Annotated in this window: 17 protein-coding genes; 7 read left to right on the forward strand and 10 right to left on the reverse strand. The window is 70.6% G+C overall.

The features are described 5' to 3' along the window. Window positions 1–97 precede the first annotated feature (97 nt). Complete coding sequence (locus BST44_RS31350; protein ID WP_083179139.1) at window positions 98–976, forward strand: PPW family C-terminal domain-containing PPE protein; 879 nt, start codon at window positions 98–100, stop codon at window positions 974–976. A gap of 94 nt (window positions 977–1,070) precedes the next feature. Then, a complete protein-coding gene (locus BST44_RS21605) occupies window positions 1,071–1,409 on the forward strand; it encodes a hemophore-related protein (protein ID WP_083179140.1) in 339 nt (112 codons plus the stop codon). A gap of 44 nt (window positions 1,410–1,453) precedes the next feature. Here BST44_RS21605 and BST44_RS21610 read toward each other — a convergent pair whose 3' ends face one another. From BST44_RS21610 to BST44_RS21620, 3 genes are all read right to left on the reverse strand, one after another. Beyond that, window positions 1,454–1,915: a PH domain-containing protein gene (locus tag BST44_RS21610; RefSeq protein WP_083179141.1), complete on the reverse strand. Its 462-nt coding sequence runs from the start codon at window positions 1,913–1,915 to the stop codon at window positions 1,454–1,456. Then, window positions 1,912–2,409: a 6,7-dimethyl-8-ribityllumazine synthase gene (gene ribH / locus BST44_RS21615; RefSeq protein WP_083179142.1), complete on the reverse strand. Its 498-nt coding sequence runs from the start codon at window positions 2,407–2,409 to the stop codon at window positions 1,912–1,914. The genes BST44_RS21610 and ribH overlap by 4 nt, the downstream gene beginning before the upstream one ends. Window positions 2,410–2,488: 79 nt before the next feature. Further along, window positions 2,489–3,766, reverse strand: a complete 1,278-nt coding sequence (locus BST44_RS21620) for a bifunctional 3,4-dihydroxy-2-butanone-4-phosphate synthase/GTP cyclohydrolase II (protein WP_083179143.1) — start codon at window positions 3,764–3,766, stop codon at window positions 2,489–2,491. A gap of 266 nt (window positions 3,767–4,032) precedes the next feature. Between BST44_RS21620 and BST44_RS21625 the strand changes: the two genes are divergently transcribed. Continuing rightward, on the forward strand, window positions 4,033–4,308 hold the full coding sequence (locus BST44_RS21625) for a hypothetical protein (RefSeq protein ID WP_244184894.1): 276 nt from the start codon (window positions 4,033–4,035) through the stop codon (window positions 4,306–4,308). Window positions 4,309–4,489: 181 nt separating this feature from the next. Then, complete coding sequence (locus BST44_RS21630; RefSeq protein ID WP_083179144.1) at window positions 4,490–5,563, forward strand: putative sugar O-methyltransferase; 1,074 nt, start codon at window positions 4,490–4,492, stop codon at window positions 5,561–5,563. Window positions 5,564–5,912: 349 nt separating this feature from the next. On the opposite strand, the gene BST44_RS21635 is transcribed toward BST44_RS21630, so the two are convergent. Beyond that, the gene (locus BST44_RS21635; RefSeq protein WP_083179145.1) at window positions 5,913–6,521 is read right to left on the reverse strand and encodes a riboflavin synthase; all 609 of its coding nucleotides are present in this window, start codon (window positions 6,519–6,521) and stop codon (window positions 5,913–5,915) included. Between the two features lie 129 nt (window positions 6,522–6,650). On the opposite strand from BST44_RS21635, the gene BST44_RS21640 reads away from it, so the two are divergent. Both BST44_RS21640 and BST44_RS21645 read left to right on the forward strand, forming a co-directional pair. Continuing rightward, on the forward strand, window positions 6,651–7,358 hold the full coding sequence (locus tag BST44_RS21640; protein WP_083179146.1) for an LppX_LprAFG lipoprotein: 708 nt from the start codon (window positions 6,651–6,653) through the stop codon (window positions 7,356–7,358). Next, window positions 7,355–8,911, forward strand: coding sequence for an MFS transporter (locus BST44_RS21645; RefSeq protein ID WP_083179147.1), 1,557 nt, complete (start codon window positions 7,355–7,357; stop codon window positions 8,909–8,911). The genes BST44_RS21640 and BST44_RS21645 overlap by 4 nt, the downstream gene beginning before the upstream one ends. 31 nt (window positions 8,912–8,942) lie before the next feature. Here the strand turns inward: BST44_RS21645 and ribD are convergent, their stop codons facing one another. The 4 genes from ribD to fmt all read right to left on the reverse strand — a co-directional run bounded on the left by ribD (window position 8,943) and on the right by fmt (window position 13,340). Next, window positions 8,943–9,965, reverse strand: a complete 1,023-nt coding sequence (gene ribD / locus BST44_RS21650; RefSeq protein WP_083179148.1) for a bifunctional diaminohydroxyphosphoribosylaminopyrimidine deaminase/5-amino-6-(5-phosphoribosylamino)uracil reductase RibD — start codon at window positions 9,963–9,965, stop codon at window positions 8,943–8,945. Beyond that, the gene (gene rpe / locus BST44_RS21655) at window positions 9,962–10,651 is read right to left on the reverse strand and encodes a ribulose-phosphate 3-epimerase (protein ID WP_083179184.1); all 690 of its coding nucleotides are present in this window, start codon (window positions 10,649–10,651) and stop codon (window positions 9,962–9,964) included. Before rpe ends, ribD begins: the two co-directional genes overlap by 4 nt. A gap of 371 nt (window positions 10,652–11,022) precedes the next feature. Next, window positions 11,023–12,411, reverse strand: a complete 1,389-nt coding sequence (locus BST44_RS21660) for an RsmB/NOP family class I SAM-dependent RNA methyltransferase (protein WP_083179149.1) — start codon at window positions 12,409–12,411, stop codon at window positions 11,023–11,025. After that, window positions 12,408–13,340, reverse strand: coding sequence for a methionyl-tRNA formyltransferase (fmt, locus tag BST44_RS21665; protein ID WP_083179185.1), 933 nt, complete (start codon window positions 13,338–13,340; stop codon window positions 12,408–12,410). The genes BST44_RS21660 and fmt overlap by 4 nt, the downstream gene beginning before the upstream one ends. A gap of 166 nt (window positions 13,341–13,506) precedes the next feature. On the opposite strand from fmt, the gene BST44_RS21670 reads away from it, so the two are divergent. Next, window positions 13,507–14,331, forward strand: a complete 825-nt coding sequence (locus tag BST44_RS21670) for a class I SAM-dependent methyltransferase (protein WP_083179150.1) — start codon at window positions 13,507–13,509, stop codon at window positions 14,329–14,331. On the opposite strand, the gene BST44_RS21675 is transcribed toward BST44_RS21670, so the two are convergent. Continuing rightward, the gene (locus BST44_RS21675) at window positions 14,328–14,816 is read right to left on the reverse strand and encodes a MarR family winged helix-turn-helix transcriptional regulator (protein ID WP_083179151.1); all 489 of its coding nucleotides are present in this window, start codon (window positions 14,814–14,816) and stop codon (window positions 14,328–14,330) included. The two genes, BST44_RS21670 and BST44_RS21675, sit on opposite strands and share 4 nt — an antisense overlap. 128 nt (window positions 14,817–14,944) lie before the next feature. Further along, the gene (locus tag BST44_RS21680; RefSeq protein ID WP_083179186.1) at window positions 14,945–16,900 is read right to left on the reverse strand and encodes a primosomal protein N'; all 1,956 of its coding nucleotides are present in this window, start codon (window positions 16,898–16,900) and stop codon (window positions 14,945–14,947) included. Between the last annotated feature and the right edge of the window lie 20 nt (window positions 16,901–16,920).

The raw sequence follows: 16,920 nt of genomic DNA on the forward strand, positions 1-16,920 counted from the left end.
GCTCAGCTGATCCGCGCCCCCGCCGATCCAGCTGGCCAACCCCCCCAACCAAGACGCGGGCGGGGGCGCGGATCAGCTGAGCTGGTGGGTAACTCGCGTGCAGGAAGTCGCCCAGGAACTCAACGCGGATCTCAGCCAGTCCGGATCCAACCCGTCCACGGTTCTCAACACCCTGATGGGCGACCCGATGCTCGCCGCCCAGGTTCCGCACTGGGCGGGCGAGGCGCTGTACACGTTCCTCCCCCAGGTGCCCCAATTGACGCAGCTCTCCGTCGGGCTGATCGCCCCCTTCATCCCCATCCCCGCCGCGGGGGCCGCGGGTCTGGCGGGTCTGGCCGGGTTGGCCGGCGCGCCCCAACCCGCACCCGGACCGCCCGGAGCGGCGACCGCCCCGGCTCCGTCCCACCCGGGAGCCCCCGTGGCCATGGCGCCCGGTCTCGGCGCACCCGCTCCGGCCCCCGCCACCGCCCCGGTGCACGCGCCGGCGCCCACCGCGGCATCGGTCTCCACCCCGGCGCCGGCCCCGGCCGCCCCCGGCGCCGCCGCGTTCGGCTACCCCTACGTGGTCGGCCCTCCCGGCCTCGGGGCCGGCACGGACATGAGCCTCGCCGCGGGCGCCGCCCAGCGGTCACCCGCGCCCGACGCCATCGCGGCCCCGGCCGCCGCGGCGCGGAGGGACCAGAGCCGGCACCGCAGGCGCACCCGGCCGGGCTTGGTCGACCCCGGTCGCCGCTACGAATACCTCGACTCCGACGGGTACGCCGCGCACACCGCGGCCTCAGCTCACGGCGCGGGAACGATGGGGTGGTCCGGCGTCACCGGCTCGGTCGGGGCCAGGCCGGCGGCCGGCCTGGCGACCCTGACCGGCGACGATTCGGGGCGCGGACCGACCGTCCCGATGCTGCCGAACGGCTGGGCGTCCGAAACCGGCGGATCGGCCCCAGAAGGGCCGATGACCAGCGAGGATGGCGACTGAGCCGGCACCCGGACGGTTTGCGGGCCGCCCATTTCGGTTACCTAGGTCGTAGCTGGACGTTAGAGTGGTGGCAATCAATGGAGGGAGTCCACAGATGTTCAAGCGCTCGTTGACCAGGCTCGCGCTGGGGGTTGGCGGTCTGGCATTGGCGTCGACCGCCGCTGCTGGGGTCGCATCCGCTGCCCCCGACTACGGCCCGATGATCCACACGACATGCAGCTACGACCAGGCGATGCGGGCGGTGCACGCGGAAAACCCGATGGCCGCCCAGTACCTGGACCAGTCGCCGCCGAACCAGCAGTTCCTGCAGCAGTACCTGGCGTCGTCGCCGGATCAGCGCGTGAACCTGTTGCACGCCATCGAGCACAACCAGGGCGCGCAGCAGGCTTTGCCGATCTTCCAGCAGATGATGACGGACTGCACTAAGTACTGACCCGTCCACCTGAACGGGCTGTCCGCGCGCGCGGACGGCCCGTTTCAGTGCGAGTGCAGGTCGGGCCGGTAGCGGGCCAACAGCGACCGCACGGTTTCCATCGCGTCGACGGCGCGCTCCTTGTCGACCGCCTGGATGGCCATGACGGGAATGTACTCGTCGTCGGGCAGATCGAGTCGGGCCCAGCGGTTGCCGACCGGGAACGAGACACCGGCCACGTCGGGCCACGCGATGAGCTTGTCCCCCAGCAGATTGCGCACCGATATGCCCGCCACGCCGACCCGCAGCCGAGGTCGCGCGAACAGCAGCACCACGCCGGCGAGCACCAGACCGAGCAACACCATCGCCACCTGGTCGCTGGTCTGGAAGACCACCCCGGTGGATCCGGCCTTGAGCAGAAAGCCGATCGCGATGTGCACCGCGGCGATGACGAACGCCGCGCCGTAGACAAATATCGTTGTGCGGTGCGGACGCAACTCGACGTCCCAGTCCTCGCGATCGGTCACGGCCGAGCGCGCAGGTCACGCAGGGCGCGCAGGTCACGCAGGGTCAGCGCCGCGGTCAGGGCCGCCCCGGCCGCCTGGGCGCCCTTGTCTTCGACCGATTCCGGCAGCCCGGCGCGGTCGAGGGCCTGCTGCTCGGTGTTGGTGGTCAGCACCCCGTTGGCCACGGGCGTCGACGCGTCCAGCGCCACCCGGGTCAGACCCTGTGTCACCGAATCGCAGACATACTCAAAATGTGGTGTGCCGCCGCGGATCACGACGCCGAGGGCGATGACGGCGTCATGGTTGCGGGCAAGCTCCTGCGCCACCACGGGAAGCTCGATGGCGCCCAGCACGCGGACCACCGTCGGGTCGTCGATGCCCGACTCGGCGGCCACCCTGCGCGCGCCGTCCAGCAGGGCATCGCAGATCTTGGTGTGCCAGGTGCTCGCGACGATGCCGAGCCGCAGACCGGAGGCATCGAGCGCCGGAATCTCCGGCTCCCCGCTACCGCTCACCTGCGCCGTCCCAAACCAGTAGGAGGTGCGCCCACTCCCCCGCGAGCGGGCGGTGCCCCCACTGCATCGTCGCCGGCGGTCACAGGGCCCCGCCGAATTCGCCCGGCAGATGAACCGATTCGTGAAAGTCGTCGAGACCGGCCAGGTCGTGGCCCATCTTGTCCCGCTTGGTCATCAGGTAGCGGATGTTCTCGGCGTTGGCGCGCACCGGCAGCGGCACCCGCTCGATGATGTGCAGGCCGTAGCCGTCCAGCCCGACGCGCTTGGCCGGATTGTTGGTCAGCAGCCGCATCGACCGGACCCCGAGGTCGACCAGGATCTGCGCCCCGATTCCGTAATCCCTTGCGTCGGCGGGCAATCCGAGTTTCAGGTTCGCATCGACGGTGTCCTCGCCGGCGTCCTGCAGCTGATAGGCCTGCAATTTGTGCATCAGGCCGATGCCGCGGCCCTCGTGGCCGCGCATGTACAGCACGATGCCGCGCCCCTCGCGCGCAACCATCGCCATGGCGGCATCCAGTTGCGGCCCGCAATCGCAGCGACGGGAACCGAACACGTCGCCGGTCAGGCACTCGGAGTGCACCCGGACCAACACGTCGTCGCCGTCGGCGTTCGGTCCGGCGATCTCCCCGCGAACCAGCGCCACGTGCTCGACGTCCTCGTAGATGCTGGCGTAGCCGATCGCGCGAAACTCGCCATGCCGAGTCGGTATGCGGGCCTCGGCGATCCGCTCGATGTGCTTCTCGTGCTTGCGCCGCCACTCGATCAGGTCGGCGATGGTGATCAGCGCGAGGTCGTGCTCGTCGGCGAAGACCCGCAGCTCGTCGGTCTGCGCCATCGAGCCTTCGTCCTTTTGGCTGACGATCTCGCAGATCGCCCCCGCGGGCTGCAGCCCGGCCAACCGAGCCAAGTCGACGGCGGCCTCGGTGTGGCCGGGGCGACGTAGGACGCCGCCGTCCTTGGCGCGCAACGGAACCACGTGGCCGGGCCGGGTGAAATCGTTGGCAACGCTGGCGGGGTCGGCCAGCAGGCGCATCGTGGTGGCCCGATCGGAGGCCGAAATCCCGGTTCCCACACCGTTTCTCGCGTCAACAGTGACGGTGTAGGCGGTGCCGTGCTTGTCCTGGTTCACCGCGTACATCGGCAGCAGCCCCAGCCGATCGCAGATCGCGCCGTCCAGCGGGACGCACAGATACCCCGAGGTGTAGCGCACCATGAACGCCACCAGCTCCGGCGTCGCCTTCTCGGCGGCGAAGATCAGGTCGCCTTCGTTCTCACGGTCCTCGTCGTCGATGACGACCACGGCCTTACCGGCCGCAATGTCGGCAACCGCCCTCTCGACGGAGTCCAACCTCGTCATCGTCGCTACCTTGCTGTCTCAGGGGTCCGCAGGAAGAGCCCAAGTCTTGCATTCAGTATGAACCACCGCCCGGGCCACGTTATTGCCGCGGCGTCCGCGGGGACCGGCGCCCGCGCCGCCGGAGGGCCGATGCCGTGACCCGGTCCACCCCCGGGCAGCCGCGGCGCAACGCCGCGCGCTCCGGGCCTTCCGCCGCCGCAGGCTGGTCCCGCACCTGTGCGGCGAAACCGCTCCTCATCCGAAGCCAGCAATCTACGCTGAGCGGCATGAGAATCGCAGTGAGACTGGCGGTACCGGCCGTGACCTCGATGTTCGCGGCGGGACTTGCAGTGGGCATCGCCTGCCCGCAACGGGCGACGGCCGACGCGTGCGCCGACGTCGGCGGTCGGCATGTGAGCGTCGGTGGATGCACCGATCCGGGGCGTTGGGGTAACTGGGTCCTGCCGGCGGACGCGATGACGGTGCCGCCGCCCGACGCGCCGCCGCCGTGCTACACCCCGTCCGGCGAGCCGTACTGGACGCCGCCGGGCGAGCCCTGCTGACCGAACCGGCATGTGGCGCGCTTCTCCGAACGCGGCCCAGCTGTGACAGCGCGGTGAGCAGCCGCTGAACATCTTTATCCACTCCTTTCGTCCCTACACGTCACGCGGCGAAGTCCGATTGCCAGAGCATTACCGTGGGAACGCTCAAGAGCGGCAAAACCGGACGTACACGAGGAGCGGCATGGTGTTTTCCGACTGGCCGCAGGACACTCCCGACGATGTGGCCCTGTCGCAGCTCGCCCGCGCGACACAGGAGATGCTGACGGCCCTGTCCCGTGAGGACCTCGAGCGCATCAAGGACGGTAAGCGTCCATGGCTTCTCGACTGGCGAGGGCACTCGGGGCAAGGCGTTGCTTCCGTTGATTACACCGCCCTGCGTGCGACAAATCCCGAGCTCCAAGCGCTACGTGAGCGCTATGGCGGCCTCAACAGCGGCACACCGCCCGTTTGGGCTCCCGGTTACGTCACGCCGGAGGATCTGCTCTATTTCCGAGGCGACAATTGCTACGTCTGGCAGTTCCAGGCCAACAACACGCCCGAGAAACATGCGCTGACATACTCGTATTTGAAATCCATTGACACGCTGAGTCTTCTCGACATCCTCACCGAGGACGGCGACTTCGGCGTATTTACGTTTCCGACATCCGACACAGACCAAGACGGGAATCAGAGGCTCGTCAGCCGCGACCTCCTCGACTCGGTCTGTGAGCTGCTGTTTCTGGAACGTACGCTGCGGATCTCGCGCCGGCCGGGGTTGAAAGTGCTCGATATCGGCGCGGGATACGGCAGGCTCGCCCACCGCGCTGTAACGGCGTTCGGCAACATCGATACCTATTTCTGCATCGACGCCATCCCCGAGTCGACGTTCATCTCCTCGTATTACCTGTCGAGAAAAGGCGCGGAACGTACACGTGTCGTCGCGTTGGACGACCAACGGGATCTCGTTCCCGGAACGATCAAACTAGCGGTCAACATCCATAGCTTCTCCGAATGCGCAATTGAGGCCGTCGCTTATTGGACCTCCCGGTGCGCCGAACTCAAGATCGAGTACCTTTTCATCGTTCCCAACGCTGACGACGAGGGGCAATACGCCGTACGGTTGGACGACGGTACCGATATCAATCCGCTACTCGCACAGTATGGTTACCACCTCTGTCATGCCGAGCCGAAGTACCGGGACCCGGAGGTCCAAAAACATGGAGTTTCCCCCGCGTGGTATTACCTCTTTCGCGCCGCCGAGACTAGGGACGCCTAGCCACCGCCGTAAGCGGCCAAGAGCGTGAAGAGTCGAGTTCACCGCGACAGCCGGGGCCCTAGTGGCCGGCTTCGTCGTTTCGGTTGCCCACCCACGTCGGCCTGGCGGCGCGCTCAATCGGGGTAAACGCCACAGCGGAAATTGCTCGATGTTGGGTATTGAATCGCGTTGTGTTGCAATTGATTTAAATGCCAGCCGGGTGCTTTATAAATCGCCGAGTCGCAGTTTGCGGGCTTCGGCCTGAGCACGATCCGCAGCAGTGTGGCGGCGGCTAGCCACGCGGAGAATTCCCGCACGGCTTGTTGATGACGCCGGTGCCCGGCTGTGGGAACATGCGATTTTATGCCTGTCAACTCGGGTCATGCGTCAGCAGCCGCTCAACGTATTTCGCGATCACGTCGACTTCGAGATTGACCTGCGTTCCGACCGGAGCGCGGCCCAGGGTCGTCACCTCGCGAGTGGTGGGGATGAGCGACACCTCGAACCAGTCCCCCGGTTCGCTGCCGAGCCCGGAGACCGTCAGCGAAATCCCGTCGACGGTGATCGACCCCTTTTCGACGACGTAGCGCGCCACCGCCGCGGGGATCCCGATCCGCACCACTTCCCAGTGCTCGGACGGCGCCCGGCCCACCACCTCGCCGGTCCCGTCCACGTGCCCCTGCACGATGTGGCCGCCGAGCCGGCTGTTGACCGCCGCGGCGCGCTCGAGGTTGACCGGGCTGCCGACCTGCAAGGCGCCCAGGTTGGACCGGTTGAGGGTCTCCTCCATCACGTCGGCGGTGAATTGGCCGTCGGGCAGCAGCTCGACGACGGTCAGGCAGACGCCGTTGACCGCGATCGAATCGCCGTGCCCCGCGTCGGAGGTCACCACCGGGCCGCGAATCGTCAGCCGTGCCGCGTCGGCGAGCACGTCGCGGCCCGTCACCTCTCCGAGTTCCTCGACAATTCCGGTGAACATGCCATCAGGCTAATCGGCCGCCGGTAGGCCCCGGTCGCGCTGGTGAGCACGACAGCGCGTCATCGCCGGGCGGACGCGGCGGCCCTGTGTCTCCCAAGCCGGTCGCCGGGACCCTCTACGATGCAAGGTATGCAGACCCGCCGCCGTCTATCGGCCGTCCTCGCATCCCTGACCCTCGCCACCGCCTTGATCGCCGGCTGTTCGTCGGGCTCGAAACAGAGCAGCGCACCGCTACCCGACGCCACGACCCTGGTCAAGCAGTCGGCCGACGCCACCAAGGCCGTCAAGAGTGTGCACCTCGTGCTCAGCATCCAGGGCAAGATCCAGGGGCTGCCCATCAAGACGCTGACCGGTGACCTCACCACGACGCCGGCCACCGCCGCCAAGGGCAACGCCACGATCACCCTGGGCGGTTCCGACATCGACGCGAACTTCGTGGTCGTCGACGGCAACCTCTATGCGACGCTGACGCCCAACAAGTGGAGCGACTTCGGCAAGGCATCCGACATCTACGACGTGTCGGTGCTGCTGAATCCCGAGACCGGGCTGGGCAACGCGCTGGCGAACTTCAGCAACGCCAAGGCCGAGGGCCGCGACACCATCAACGGCCAGAACACCATTCGCATCAGCGGTAACGTGACGGCGGACGCGGTGAACAAGATCATGCCGCAGTTCAACGCGACGCAACCCGTCCCGAGCACCGTCTGGGTCCAGGAGAGCGGTGACCACCAGCTGGTCCAGGCCAACCTGCAGAAGAGTTCCGGCAACTCCGTCCAGGTCACCCTGTCCAATTGGGGTGAGCAGGTCCAGGTCACCAAGCCCCCGGTGAGTTCATGAGTTCGCAGACCGGGCGCCGCGTCGCGATCAGCGCCGGCAGCCTGGCGGTCCTGCTGGGTGCGCTGGACGCCTACGTCGTCGTCACGATCATGCGCGACATCATGAGCGACGTTCACATCCCGATCAACCAGCTGCAGCGCATCACCTGGATCATCACGATGTACCTGCTGGGCTACATCGCCGCCATGCCGCTGCTGGGACGGGCCTCCGACCGGTTCGGCCGCAAGCTGGTGCTGCAGGTCAGCCTCGCCCTGTTCATGGTCGGCTCGGTGGTGACCGCGCTGGCCGGGCACTGGGGCGACTTTCACCTGTTGATCGGCGGCCGCACGATTCAGGGTGTGGCCAGCGGCGCGCTGTTGCCGGTGACGCTCGCCCTGGGTGCCGACCTGTGGGCGCAGCGCAACCGCGCCGGCGTGCTGGGCGGCATCGGCGCCGCGCAGGAACTCGGCAGCGTGCTGGGCCCGCTGTACGGGATCTTCATCGTGTACCTGTTCCACGACTGGCGCTACGTGTTCTGGATCAACGTCCCGCTGACCCTGGTCGCGATGGCGATGATCCAATTCAGCCTGCCGTCGCACGAAAAGGTCGAGAACCCCGAACGGGTCGACCTGGTCGGCGGTGTGCTGCTCGCGGTCGCCCTGGGGCTCGCCGTGATCGGCCTCTACAACCCCCAACCCGACGGCAAGCAGATCCTGCCGAGCTACGGGCTGCCGTTGGTCATCGGGGCGGTGGTGGTCGCGGTGCTGTTCCTGCTCTGGGAACGGTTCTCGCGCACCCGGCTGATCGAGCCCGCGGGGGTGCACTTCCGCCCGTTCCTGGCCGCGCTGGGCGCATCGCTGGCTGCGGGCGCGGCGCTGATGGTGACCCTGGTCGACGTCGAGCTGTTCGGCCAGGGCGTGCTGCAGATGGACCAGACCCAGGCCGCCGGGCTGCTGCTGTGGTTTTTGATCGCGCTGCCGATCGGGGCCGTGCTGGGCGGCTGGATCGCCACCCGGGTCGGCGACCGGGTGATGACCTTTGTCGGCCTGCTGATCGCGGCGTACGGCTACTGGCTGATTCACTACTGGCGCCAGGACGTGCTGAGCCAGAAACACGACATCTTCGGGGTGTTCAGCGTCCCGGTGCTGCACGCCGACCTGTTGGTCGCCGGCGTGGGCCTGGGCCTGGTGATCGGGCCCCTGACCTCGGCCGCCCTGCGGGTGGTTCCCTCGGCCCAGCACGGCATCGCCTCGGCGGCGGTGGTTGTCGCCCGGATGACGGGCATGCTGATCGGCGTCGCCGCGCTGAGCGCGTGGGGCCTGTACCGGTTCAACCAGATCGTCGCGGGGTTGACGGCCGCGATACCTCCCAACGCGTCCCTGCTGGAGCGGATCGCGGCCCAGGGCACGATGTACCTCAAGGCGTTCGCGATGATGTACGGCGACATCTTCAGCGCCACCGTGGTCATCTGCATCGTCGGCGCGCTGCTTGGGCTGCTGATCGGTGGCCGCAAGGAACACGCCGAGGAGCCGGAAGTCCCTGAACCGCAAGCTGTTTCGCTAGGCGAGCGCTAGATCAACCGCTAGTCGGGGCGTCAGTCGCTCGTTAGTCGCGGCGCGGTACCAGGCTGAGCAGCAGATCCGGGCCGACGCGGTCGACGCCGTCGAACTGCCAGCGCAACGCCCGCGCGATGGTGGGCACCCCGACGTCGTCGACCGCGGAGACGGGGCCGCCCAGCAGCATCGGCGCGACGTAGACCAGGATGCGGTTGACCACCCCGGCCCGCAGGAAAGCGCCGGCCAGGGTGGGTCCTCCCTCCAGCAGCACGTCGGTGCGATCCGAAAGCGCCTTGATGACCTCCATCGGATCGTGCGTGCGAATCACCATGGTCCGCGAATCGTCGTTGAGAACCTTTGCCTCCGAGGGGATTTCGCGCATACCGACCACCACGCGCAGCGGCTGCCGATGGGCGAGCGAGCCGTCGGGCAACCGGGCGGTCAACGCCGGGTCGTCGGCCAGCACGGTCCCGGTGCCGACCACGATCGCGTCGGCGGCCGCGCGGCGCCGATGCAGGTCCAGCCGCGAGGCCTCGCTGGAAATCCATTGGCTGGTCCCGTCGGCGGCCGCGCTGCGGCCGTCGACGCTGCTGGCGTATTTCCACGTCACGTGCGGCGATCCGGTCCGCTGTTTGTGCAGCCACTCGCGCAGCGGCCCGCCGGCCACCTCGTCGGCCAGCACCCCGCCCGTCACTTTCACACCCGTCTCCGCCAGCCGGGCGGCGCCGCCCGCGGCGGCCGGATTCGGGTCGGCGACGCCGTAGACCACCGCCCCGACCTTCGCCTCCACCAGGGCGTTGACGCACGGCGGGGTCCGGCCGTAGTGGTTGCAGGGTTCGAGCGTGACCACCGCGGTCCCGCCGGCCGCCAGGTCGCCGGCCCGTCGCAGCGCCAACACCTCGGCATGGTCGCCACCGGCGGGCTCGGTCCCGCCGACGCCGACGACCACGCCGCCGGCGTCCAGGACGACCGCCCCGACCGGAGGGTTCGGATAGGTGGCGCCCTTGACCTGCTTCGACTGCTCGATCGCCAGCCGCATGGCGGCGTCGAGGCGGTCGCCGGGCTGGTTCATCGGCGCAGGTGCGGTGACGCGTCGGCCGCCTGCCTGCGCAGCGCCGCTACGGCGGCCCCCGGGTCCTCCGCGCCGTAGACGGCCGACCCTGCGACGAAGCAGTCGACGCCGGCCTCGGCGGCCAGCTCGATGGTGTCGTCGTTGATGCCGCCGTCGATTTCGACCAGGATCGTCAGCTCCCCCGCGTCGATCAGCTTGCGCGCGGTGCGGACCTTGCTGAGCACCTCGGGGATGAAACTCTGGCCGCCGAAGCCCGGCTCCACCGACATGATCAGCAGGGTGTCGAAGTGCGGCAGGATCTCCAGGTACGGCTCCAACGGCGTTCCCGGCTTGACACTGATCCCCGCCTTGGCGCCGGCGGCGCGGATGTCGCGCGCCACCCCGACCGGATTGTCGGTGGCCTCGGCGTGGAAGGTGACGTTGTAGGCGCCGGCCTCGGCGTAGCCGGGGGCCCACCGATCGGGGTCCTCGATCATCAGATGGCAGTCCATCGGGATGCTGGTCGCGGAGAGCAGGCTTTCGACCACCGGCAGGCCGATGGTCAGGTTGGGCACGAAGTGGTTGTCCATCACGTCGACGTGCAGCCAGTCGGCGCCGACCACCGCGGCGGCCTCATCGGCCAGCCGCGCGAAATCGGCGGACAGGATGGACGGCGCGATGAGCGGCCTACCGGGGTTGCCAGCCATGTGCGCCACACTACTGAGCGTCGCGATCGGGTTCACGCGAGGCGGCGCAGCGCGGCCGCGCCGGGACCCATCGGTTCGCGCACGCGCTACCCCGCCTCGCGGCGCAGCGCGGCCGCGCCGGGACCCATCGGTTCGCGCACGCGCTACCCCGCCTCGCGGCGCAGCGCGGCCGCGCCGGGACCCATCGGTTCGCGCACGCGCTACCCCGCCTCGCGGCGCAGCGCGGCCGCGCCGGGACCCATCGGTTCGCGCACGCGCTACCCCGCCTCGCGGCGCAGCGCGGCCGCGCCGGGACCCATCGGTTCGCGCACGCGCTACCCCGCCTCGCGGCGCAGCGCGGCCGCGCCGGGACCCATCGGTTCGCGCACGCGCTACCCCGCCTCGCGGCGCAGCGCGGCCGCGAACATGGCGTCGGTGCCGTGCCGGTGCGGCCAGAGCTGGACGTACGGCCCATCCCCCAGCCCGGTGACGGGCTCGAACAGCGGCCGGGTGTCCAAGGCGCACACCGGGTGGCGGCGCAGCGCGTCGGCGACCACCCCGACGGTCTCCGCGAGGTGCGGCGAACAGGTCGCGTAAAGCACCACACCGCCGGGCCGGGTCAACGCGATCGCGGCGCCCAGCAGTTCGCGCTGCAGCTTCGCGAGCGTGGGCACGTCGGCGGGCTGGCGACGCCACCGCGCCTCGGGCCTGCGCCGCAGCGCCCCCAGGCCGGTGCAGGGCGCGTCGACGAGCACCCGGTCGAAGGTCGGCTCGAGCCCGGTCTGCCGCCCGTCGACCCGCATCACGTCGACCGGGAGCCCGCGGGTGTTCTCGACCACCAGGTCGGCCCGGCGCGGGGCCGGCTCCACCGCCGTGACGCGGGCCCCGGATCCGGCCCCGAGCGCGGCCAGCAATGCGGTCTTGCCGCCCGGCCCGGCGCACAAATCCAGCCACCGCCCGGCGTCGCCGTCGACCGGCGCCAGCGTCAGTGCGCGGGCCACCAGCTGGCTGCCCTCGTCCTGGACGAGCGCGATGCCGTCGCGCACCGGCGCCAGCCGCCCCGGATCGCCGCCCGCCAGGTACACCGCGTAGGGCGAATACCTGCCCACCGTGCCGCCCACGGCGTCGGCCAGCTCCGCGGCGGTCAACGCCCCGGGGCGGGCGGCCAAGTGCACCTGGGGGCGCTCGTCGTCACTGGCCAGCACCGCGTCCAGCTCGCCGGCGGCCGGACCCAGGGCGTCGGCGAAGGCCTGCGCGATCCAGCGCGGGTGTGCGTGCACGAAGGCGGCGTGCCCGACGGGGTCGCGCGACGGGTCGGGCGCCAGTTCCTCGACCCACGACTTCTCGTCGCGGCCGGCGACGGTACGCAGCACGCCGTTGACGAATCCGGCTCGGGCCGAATCGAATTCGATCCCGGCCTGTTCGACGGTGGTGGACACCGCGGCGTACGAGTCGACCCGGGTGCGCAGCAACTGGTAGGCGCCGAGCCGCAGCAGGTCGAGCAGCACCGGGTCGATGGTGTCCGGCGAGCGGCCCGCAGCGGCTCCGATGACCGCGTCGAGCAGCCCCCTGGTGCGACAGGTCCCGTACGCCAACTCGGTGGCGAAAGCGGCGTCGCGGCCGCTGATCCCGCGTTCGCGCAGTAGCGCGGGCAGGGCCAGGTTGGCGTAGGCGTCGCGCTCGCTGACCGCCCGCAACACCTCGAACGCGGCGGCGCGCGCGGGGTCGAGCGGCCGGCGCCGCCTGCCGCGTCCGCTGTTAGGCGGTCGGGGCGGGTTCACGTCGCCCGCGCCGCGGGGTCGAGTCGTGCGCCCCTGGCCCAGTCCACGGCGTTCATGAATTTCTTTCCCGGCGGCTGTATTTGGCCAAGCCGCACGGGCTGGGAACCGGTGCCGATCCACACGTGTTTGCGGTCAACGTGAATCGCGCCGGGCGCCAGGGGTTCTGGGGCGTCCGCGTCAACGTGCACCGGGCCGAGCTTGATGCGCACGTCGCCGATCAGTGTCCAGGCTCCCGGGCTGGGGGTGACCGAGCGGATCCGGCGCTCGATGACGAGCGCGGGCAGGTCCCAGCGCACCCGGGCCTGTTCGACGGTGATCTTCGGGGCCACGCTGACCCCGTCGGCGGGTTGCGGCCGGGGCGTCAACGTCTGATCGGCGATGCCGTCCAGCGTGGTCGACAGCAGCGCCGCACCCGAAACGGCCAGTCGCTCGAGCAGTTCGCCGGCGGTGTCGGTCGGCCGGATGGTTTCGGTGACGACTCCGTAGATGGGGCCCGAGTCCAGGCTGGGCTCGATCCGGAACGTCGTCGCCCCGGTGATGGTGTCCCCGGCCGCGATCGCTGCCTGCACCGGTGCCGCCCCCCGCCAGGCGGGCAGCAGCGAGAAGTGCAGGTTGATCCACCCGCGCGGGGGCACGCCGAGCAGGCCGTCGCGCAGCAGCGCACCGTAGGCCACCACCGCGCAACAGTCGGGCGCCAACGCCGACAGTTCGGCGACGAACTCGTCGGCGTTCGGCCGCGCCGGCCGCAGCAACGGGATACCGCGATCGAGAGCTTCGCGCGCCACCGGCGAGGGCTGCGGCTTGCCGTGCCGGCCGACCGCCGCGTCGGGCCGCGTCAGCACGGCGATCACCTCGTGGCGGGGCGAGTCGAGGAGGCGGCGCAGCGCGGGCAGCGCGGGTTCGGGGGTGCCGGCGAAGACTAGACGCACCGGCACAGTCTAGAAAGCCGCCGCCGATACGGCCGTAAGTTGCGCACAGTTATTATTTCTGATGCATACTGTTTCTGAAGGCAATTTTCTAATGGCCTGACCGCACTGCCGTGCTAGTGACAACGAGGTCGAGTGGGCAGCCCTTTCCTCACCCCAAGGAGGTCTGATGACTCTCGACACCTCGATCGACACCACGATCAGCGAAGCTGCCCCGCACCGCGCGGTATGGGCGCTCGGCGACTACGCCCTGATGGCCGAGGAAGTGATGGCCCCGCTGGGCCCGGTCCTGGTCAAGGCGATGGGCATCGGTCCGGGCGTACGGGTACTCGACGTCGCGGCCGGCTCCGGCAATATCTCGCTGCCCGCCGCCGCGACGGGCGCCGACGTCGTGTCCAGCGATCTGACGCCCGAGCTGCTGCAGCGGTCGCGGGCCCGGGCCGCCGCCCAGGGCCTGACGATCGACTACCGGGAGGCCAACGCGCACGCGCTGCCCTTCGGCAACGGTGAGTTCGACGTCGTCATCTCCGCGATCGGCGTGCAGTTCGCGCCGGAACAGCAGCGGGCCGCCGACGAGCTGGTCCGCGTCTGCAAACCGGGCGGGACGATCGGCGTGATCAGCTGGACCCCGGAAGGGTTTTTCGGGCGGATGCTCGCGACCATCCGCCCGTACCGGCCCAGCCTGTCGCAGGCGGTGCCGCCGGCCGCGCTATGGGGGCGGGAAGGCTACGTCACCGGCCTGCTCGGCCGGCGCGTCGGCCGGATGACCGCGGTGCGCGGCATGCTGGAAGTGAACCGGTTCGACAGCGCCGAAGCCGTGCACACGTACTTCAAGAACCACTACGGGCCGACGATCGAGGCCTACGCCAACATCGGACACAACCGCGTGCTGTCCGCCGAGCTCGACGCCCAACTTCTCGAACTGGCGCAGCGCTACCTCACCAACGGCATCATGCAGTGGGAGTACCTGCTGATCACCGCCGAGAAGCGTTAGAGATCGATGTCGGCGTCCATGTGGACGTCCGGCTCGCCGCCGGCCGCCGTGAACGCGGTCAGGGCCCGCACCAGCCCGTGCCGCTCCGGCGGCGGCATCTGCTCCACGATGGCCGCGATTTCGCTGCGCCGGTACGCGGTGACCTGACGAACGACCTCCCGCCCCCGCTTCGTCAACGCGGCAAGCAGCTCGCGCCGGGATGTCGGGTGCGGTAGCCGGTCGATCAGCCCGGCCGCGACCAGCCGGTCGACCATCCGCCCGGTGGCCGACGGTTGTACCCCGAGCAGACCGGCCAGCGTGGCCAGGTTGACCGGGCCCCGATTGGACAGGATCACCAGGGTCCGGAATTGCGGGATCGTGATGGTCTCGTCGACCTGCCCGATCGAGCGTGCCGAGATGGCGACCAGCAACCGGGAAGCCGTCAGCAAAGCGTCGGTGATTACGTCGAGCGACTCGTCCGCTGTCGCCGCGTTGTCCGCTGCCATCTCGCCCCTTCTCCGGACTAACTCCGGCGTATCGGCGGCTGAAGAACGGGAAGGGTGTGCACCTTCCAACGTCGTGGTGAGGAATTATTTCCGACGCATACTATCTCCCCGGGAAGGATTTGGCGAGGTCACCCGATGTGCAGCGGATCGATCTGCACCCGGACCGGCTCGTGGGCCTGGCGGGCGGACAGCACGCTCACCCCGCGGCGCAGCGCCGCGGCAAGCGCCAGGCCCTGCTCACGGCGGGCGCGCACCAGCATCCGCGTGACCGGCGTACCGGCCGGCGTTCCGGCAGGCCGGCGCACACCGGCCGGCAAATCCACCGGCCCGAGCACGTCGGCCCCGTCGGGCAGCCCGGCCTCCTCCAGCAGCGCCGCCACCGCCTCGGCGGCGCCGTCCAGGGCCGCCATGTGCACGCTCGGCGGCAGGCCGACTTCGGCGCGCGCCGCCAAGTCCGCCTCGGCGTGGCCCACCGGATCCCAGCGGATCAGCGACTGCACCGTGGGGATCGACGATTCGGCCACCGCCAGCACCACCCCACCGTCGCCGCGCGCGCGCACCAGCGCCGCGGCGCTCATCCACCGCCACAGCGCGTCCTCGGCGGCACGCAGGTCCTGCCGGCCCAGCAGCGCCCAGGTGTCGAGCAGCAGCGCCGCCCCGTAGCCGCCCGCCGCGACCGGCTCCGCCCCCGGGGTGGCCACCACCAGGGCCGGGCCGGCGGCGACCTCCGGCACGACGCCGTCCCCCGACGAGGTGACCACCGCGGTGCCGGGGAAGGCCCGCCCGAGCTCCTCGGCGGTGCGGCGCGCCCCGACCACCACGGCGCGCACCGCGTCCGACCCGCAGCGCGCGCACCGCCGCGTCGGATCGATCCGCCCGCACCACCGGCAGACCAGCGCGGGGCCGCCCTGCTGCGGGGACTCGGCAAGCGAGAGGGGCCCCGTGCAGTGCCGGCACCGCGCGATGGTGCGGCAGCGCGCGCAGGCCAGCGACGGGACGTAACCGCGCCGCGGCACCTGCACCAGCACCGGCGCCCCGGCCTGCAGCGACGACCGGGCGGCGCGCAGCGCGATCGACGGGATGCGGGCCGTGCGGGCGGCCGGGTCGCGCTCGTCGGCGTAGCCCGTGTCATCGAGGGCGACCACCCGCGGCGTGCGGGCGCGCACCACCGCCCTGGCCGCGACGATGTCGTGCGCCCACCCGCTGCGCACCAGCGCCTGCGCTTCGGCGGTGCGCGCGTAGCCCCCGATCAGCGCCGCACACCGGGCCTGGTGTGCCCGCAGCATCGCCACCTCGCGGGCGTGCGGGTAGGGCGCCCGCGGCTCCGCCAGGCTGTCGTCGGCGTCGGCCCACACCATGACGAGGCCGAGGTCGCTCAGCGGCGCGAAAACCGCGCTGCGCGTGCCGATCACGAGCCGTGCCTGGCCGCGCAGCGCGGCGAGCCACCGCCGGTAGCGGGCGGCTGGTCCCAGCCCCGCCGAGAGCGCCACCACCCCGCTCTCGTCGATCCGCGCGGTCGCGGCCCGCGCCAGCGCGTCCAGGTCGCGCTGGTCGGGCACGATCGCCAGCACCGACCGCCCGGCGCGGATGGTCTGCGCGGCGGCCTCGGCGAACCGGTCCGCCCACGACTCCCCCGGCAGCGCCTGCCAGACCGCCCGCGCGGCCCGGGACTCGGCCAGCGCGTCCAGGAACTGGGCGCCGCGGCCGTACACCTCCCACGCCGCCGGGTCGACCGCGACGGGCACCGGCGACCGGGCGGCGGTGGCCGGTTCCCGCTCCACCCGCGCGTGCCGGGCCGGCACCGCCAGGCGCAGCACATCCGGCCTGGTCCCGGCGTAGCGCGCCGCGACCGCGTCGACCAGCCGGCGAATCTCGGGCGTCAGGACCGGTTCGGCCGACACGACGCGGTCCAGCCAGCCGAGCTTGCCCTGGTGGTCGGTGTCGTTGCGCCGCTCCAGCAGGAACGCATCGACCAGCCGGCCGTGGAATCGGATCCGCACCCGCACCCCCGGCTGGGCGTCGTCGGACTGTTCGGCCGACACCAGGTAGTCGAATTCGCGGTCCAGGTGCGGCACCGAGAGCATCGGCAGCACCCGGGCGATGG

Source organism: Mycobacterium scrofulaceum, from assembly GCF_002086735.1.
GTDB lineage: Bacteria > Actinomycetota > Actinomycetes > Mycobacteriales > Mycobacteriaceae > Mycobacterium > Mycobacterium scrofulaceum.

What these genes read in the sequence shown, in the direction of transcription:
- ribD (WP_083179148.1), bottom strand. Translation starts at nt 9,965, where the DNA reads ATGAACCAGCCCGGCGACCGCCTCGACGCCGCCATGCGGCTGGCGATC.
- BST44_RS21625 (WP_244184894.1), top strand. Translation starts at nt 4,033, where the DNA reads ATGAGAATCGCAGTGAGACTGGCGGTACCGGCCGTGACCTCGATGTTC.
- BST44_RS21675 (WP_083179151.1), bottom strand. Translation starts at nt 14,816, where the DNA reads ATGGCAGCGGACAACGCGGCGACAGCGGACGAGTCGCTCGACGTAATC.
- BST44_RS21680 (WP_083179186.1), bottom strand. Translation starts at nt 16,900, where the DNA reads ATGCTCTCGGTGCCGCACCTGGACCGCGAATTCGACTACCTGGTGTCG.
- BST44_RS21620 (WP_083179143.1), bottom strand. Translation starts at nt 3,766, where the DNA reads ATGACGAGGTTGGACTCCGTCGAGAGGGCGGTTGCCGACATTGCGGCC.
- BST44_RS21605 (WP_083179140.1), top strand. Translation starts at nt 1,071, where the DNA reads ATGTTCAAGCGCTCGTTGACCAGGCTCGCGCTGGGGGTTGGCGGTCTG.
- BST44_RS21640 (WP_083179146.1), top strand. Translation starts at nt 6,651, where the DNA reads ATGCAGACCCGCCGCCGTCTATCGGCCGTCCTCGCATCCCTGACCCTC.
- rpe (WP_083179184.1), bottom strand. Translation starts at nt 10,651, where the DNA reads ATGGCTGGCAACCCCGGTAGGCCGCTCATCGCGCCGTCCATCCTGTCC.
- BST44_RS21630 (WP_083179144.1), top strand. Translation starts at nt 4,490, where the DNA reads ATGGTGTTTTCCGACTGGCCGCAGGACACTCCCGACGATGTGGCCCTG.
- BST44_RS21635 (WP_083179145.1), bottom strand. Translation starts at nt 6,521, where the DNA reads ATGTTCACCGGAATTGTCGAGGAACTCGGAGAGGTGACGGGCCGCGAC.
- BST44_RS21645 (WP_083179147.1), top strand. Translation starts at nt 7,355, where the DNA reads ATGAGTTCGCAGACCGGGCGCCGCGTCGCGATCAGCGCCGGCAGCCTG.
- BST44_RS21670 (WP_083179150.1), top strand. Translation starts at nt 13,507, where the DNA reads ATGACTCTCGACACCTCGATCGACACCACGATCAGCGAAGCTGCCCCG.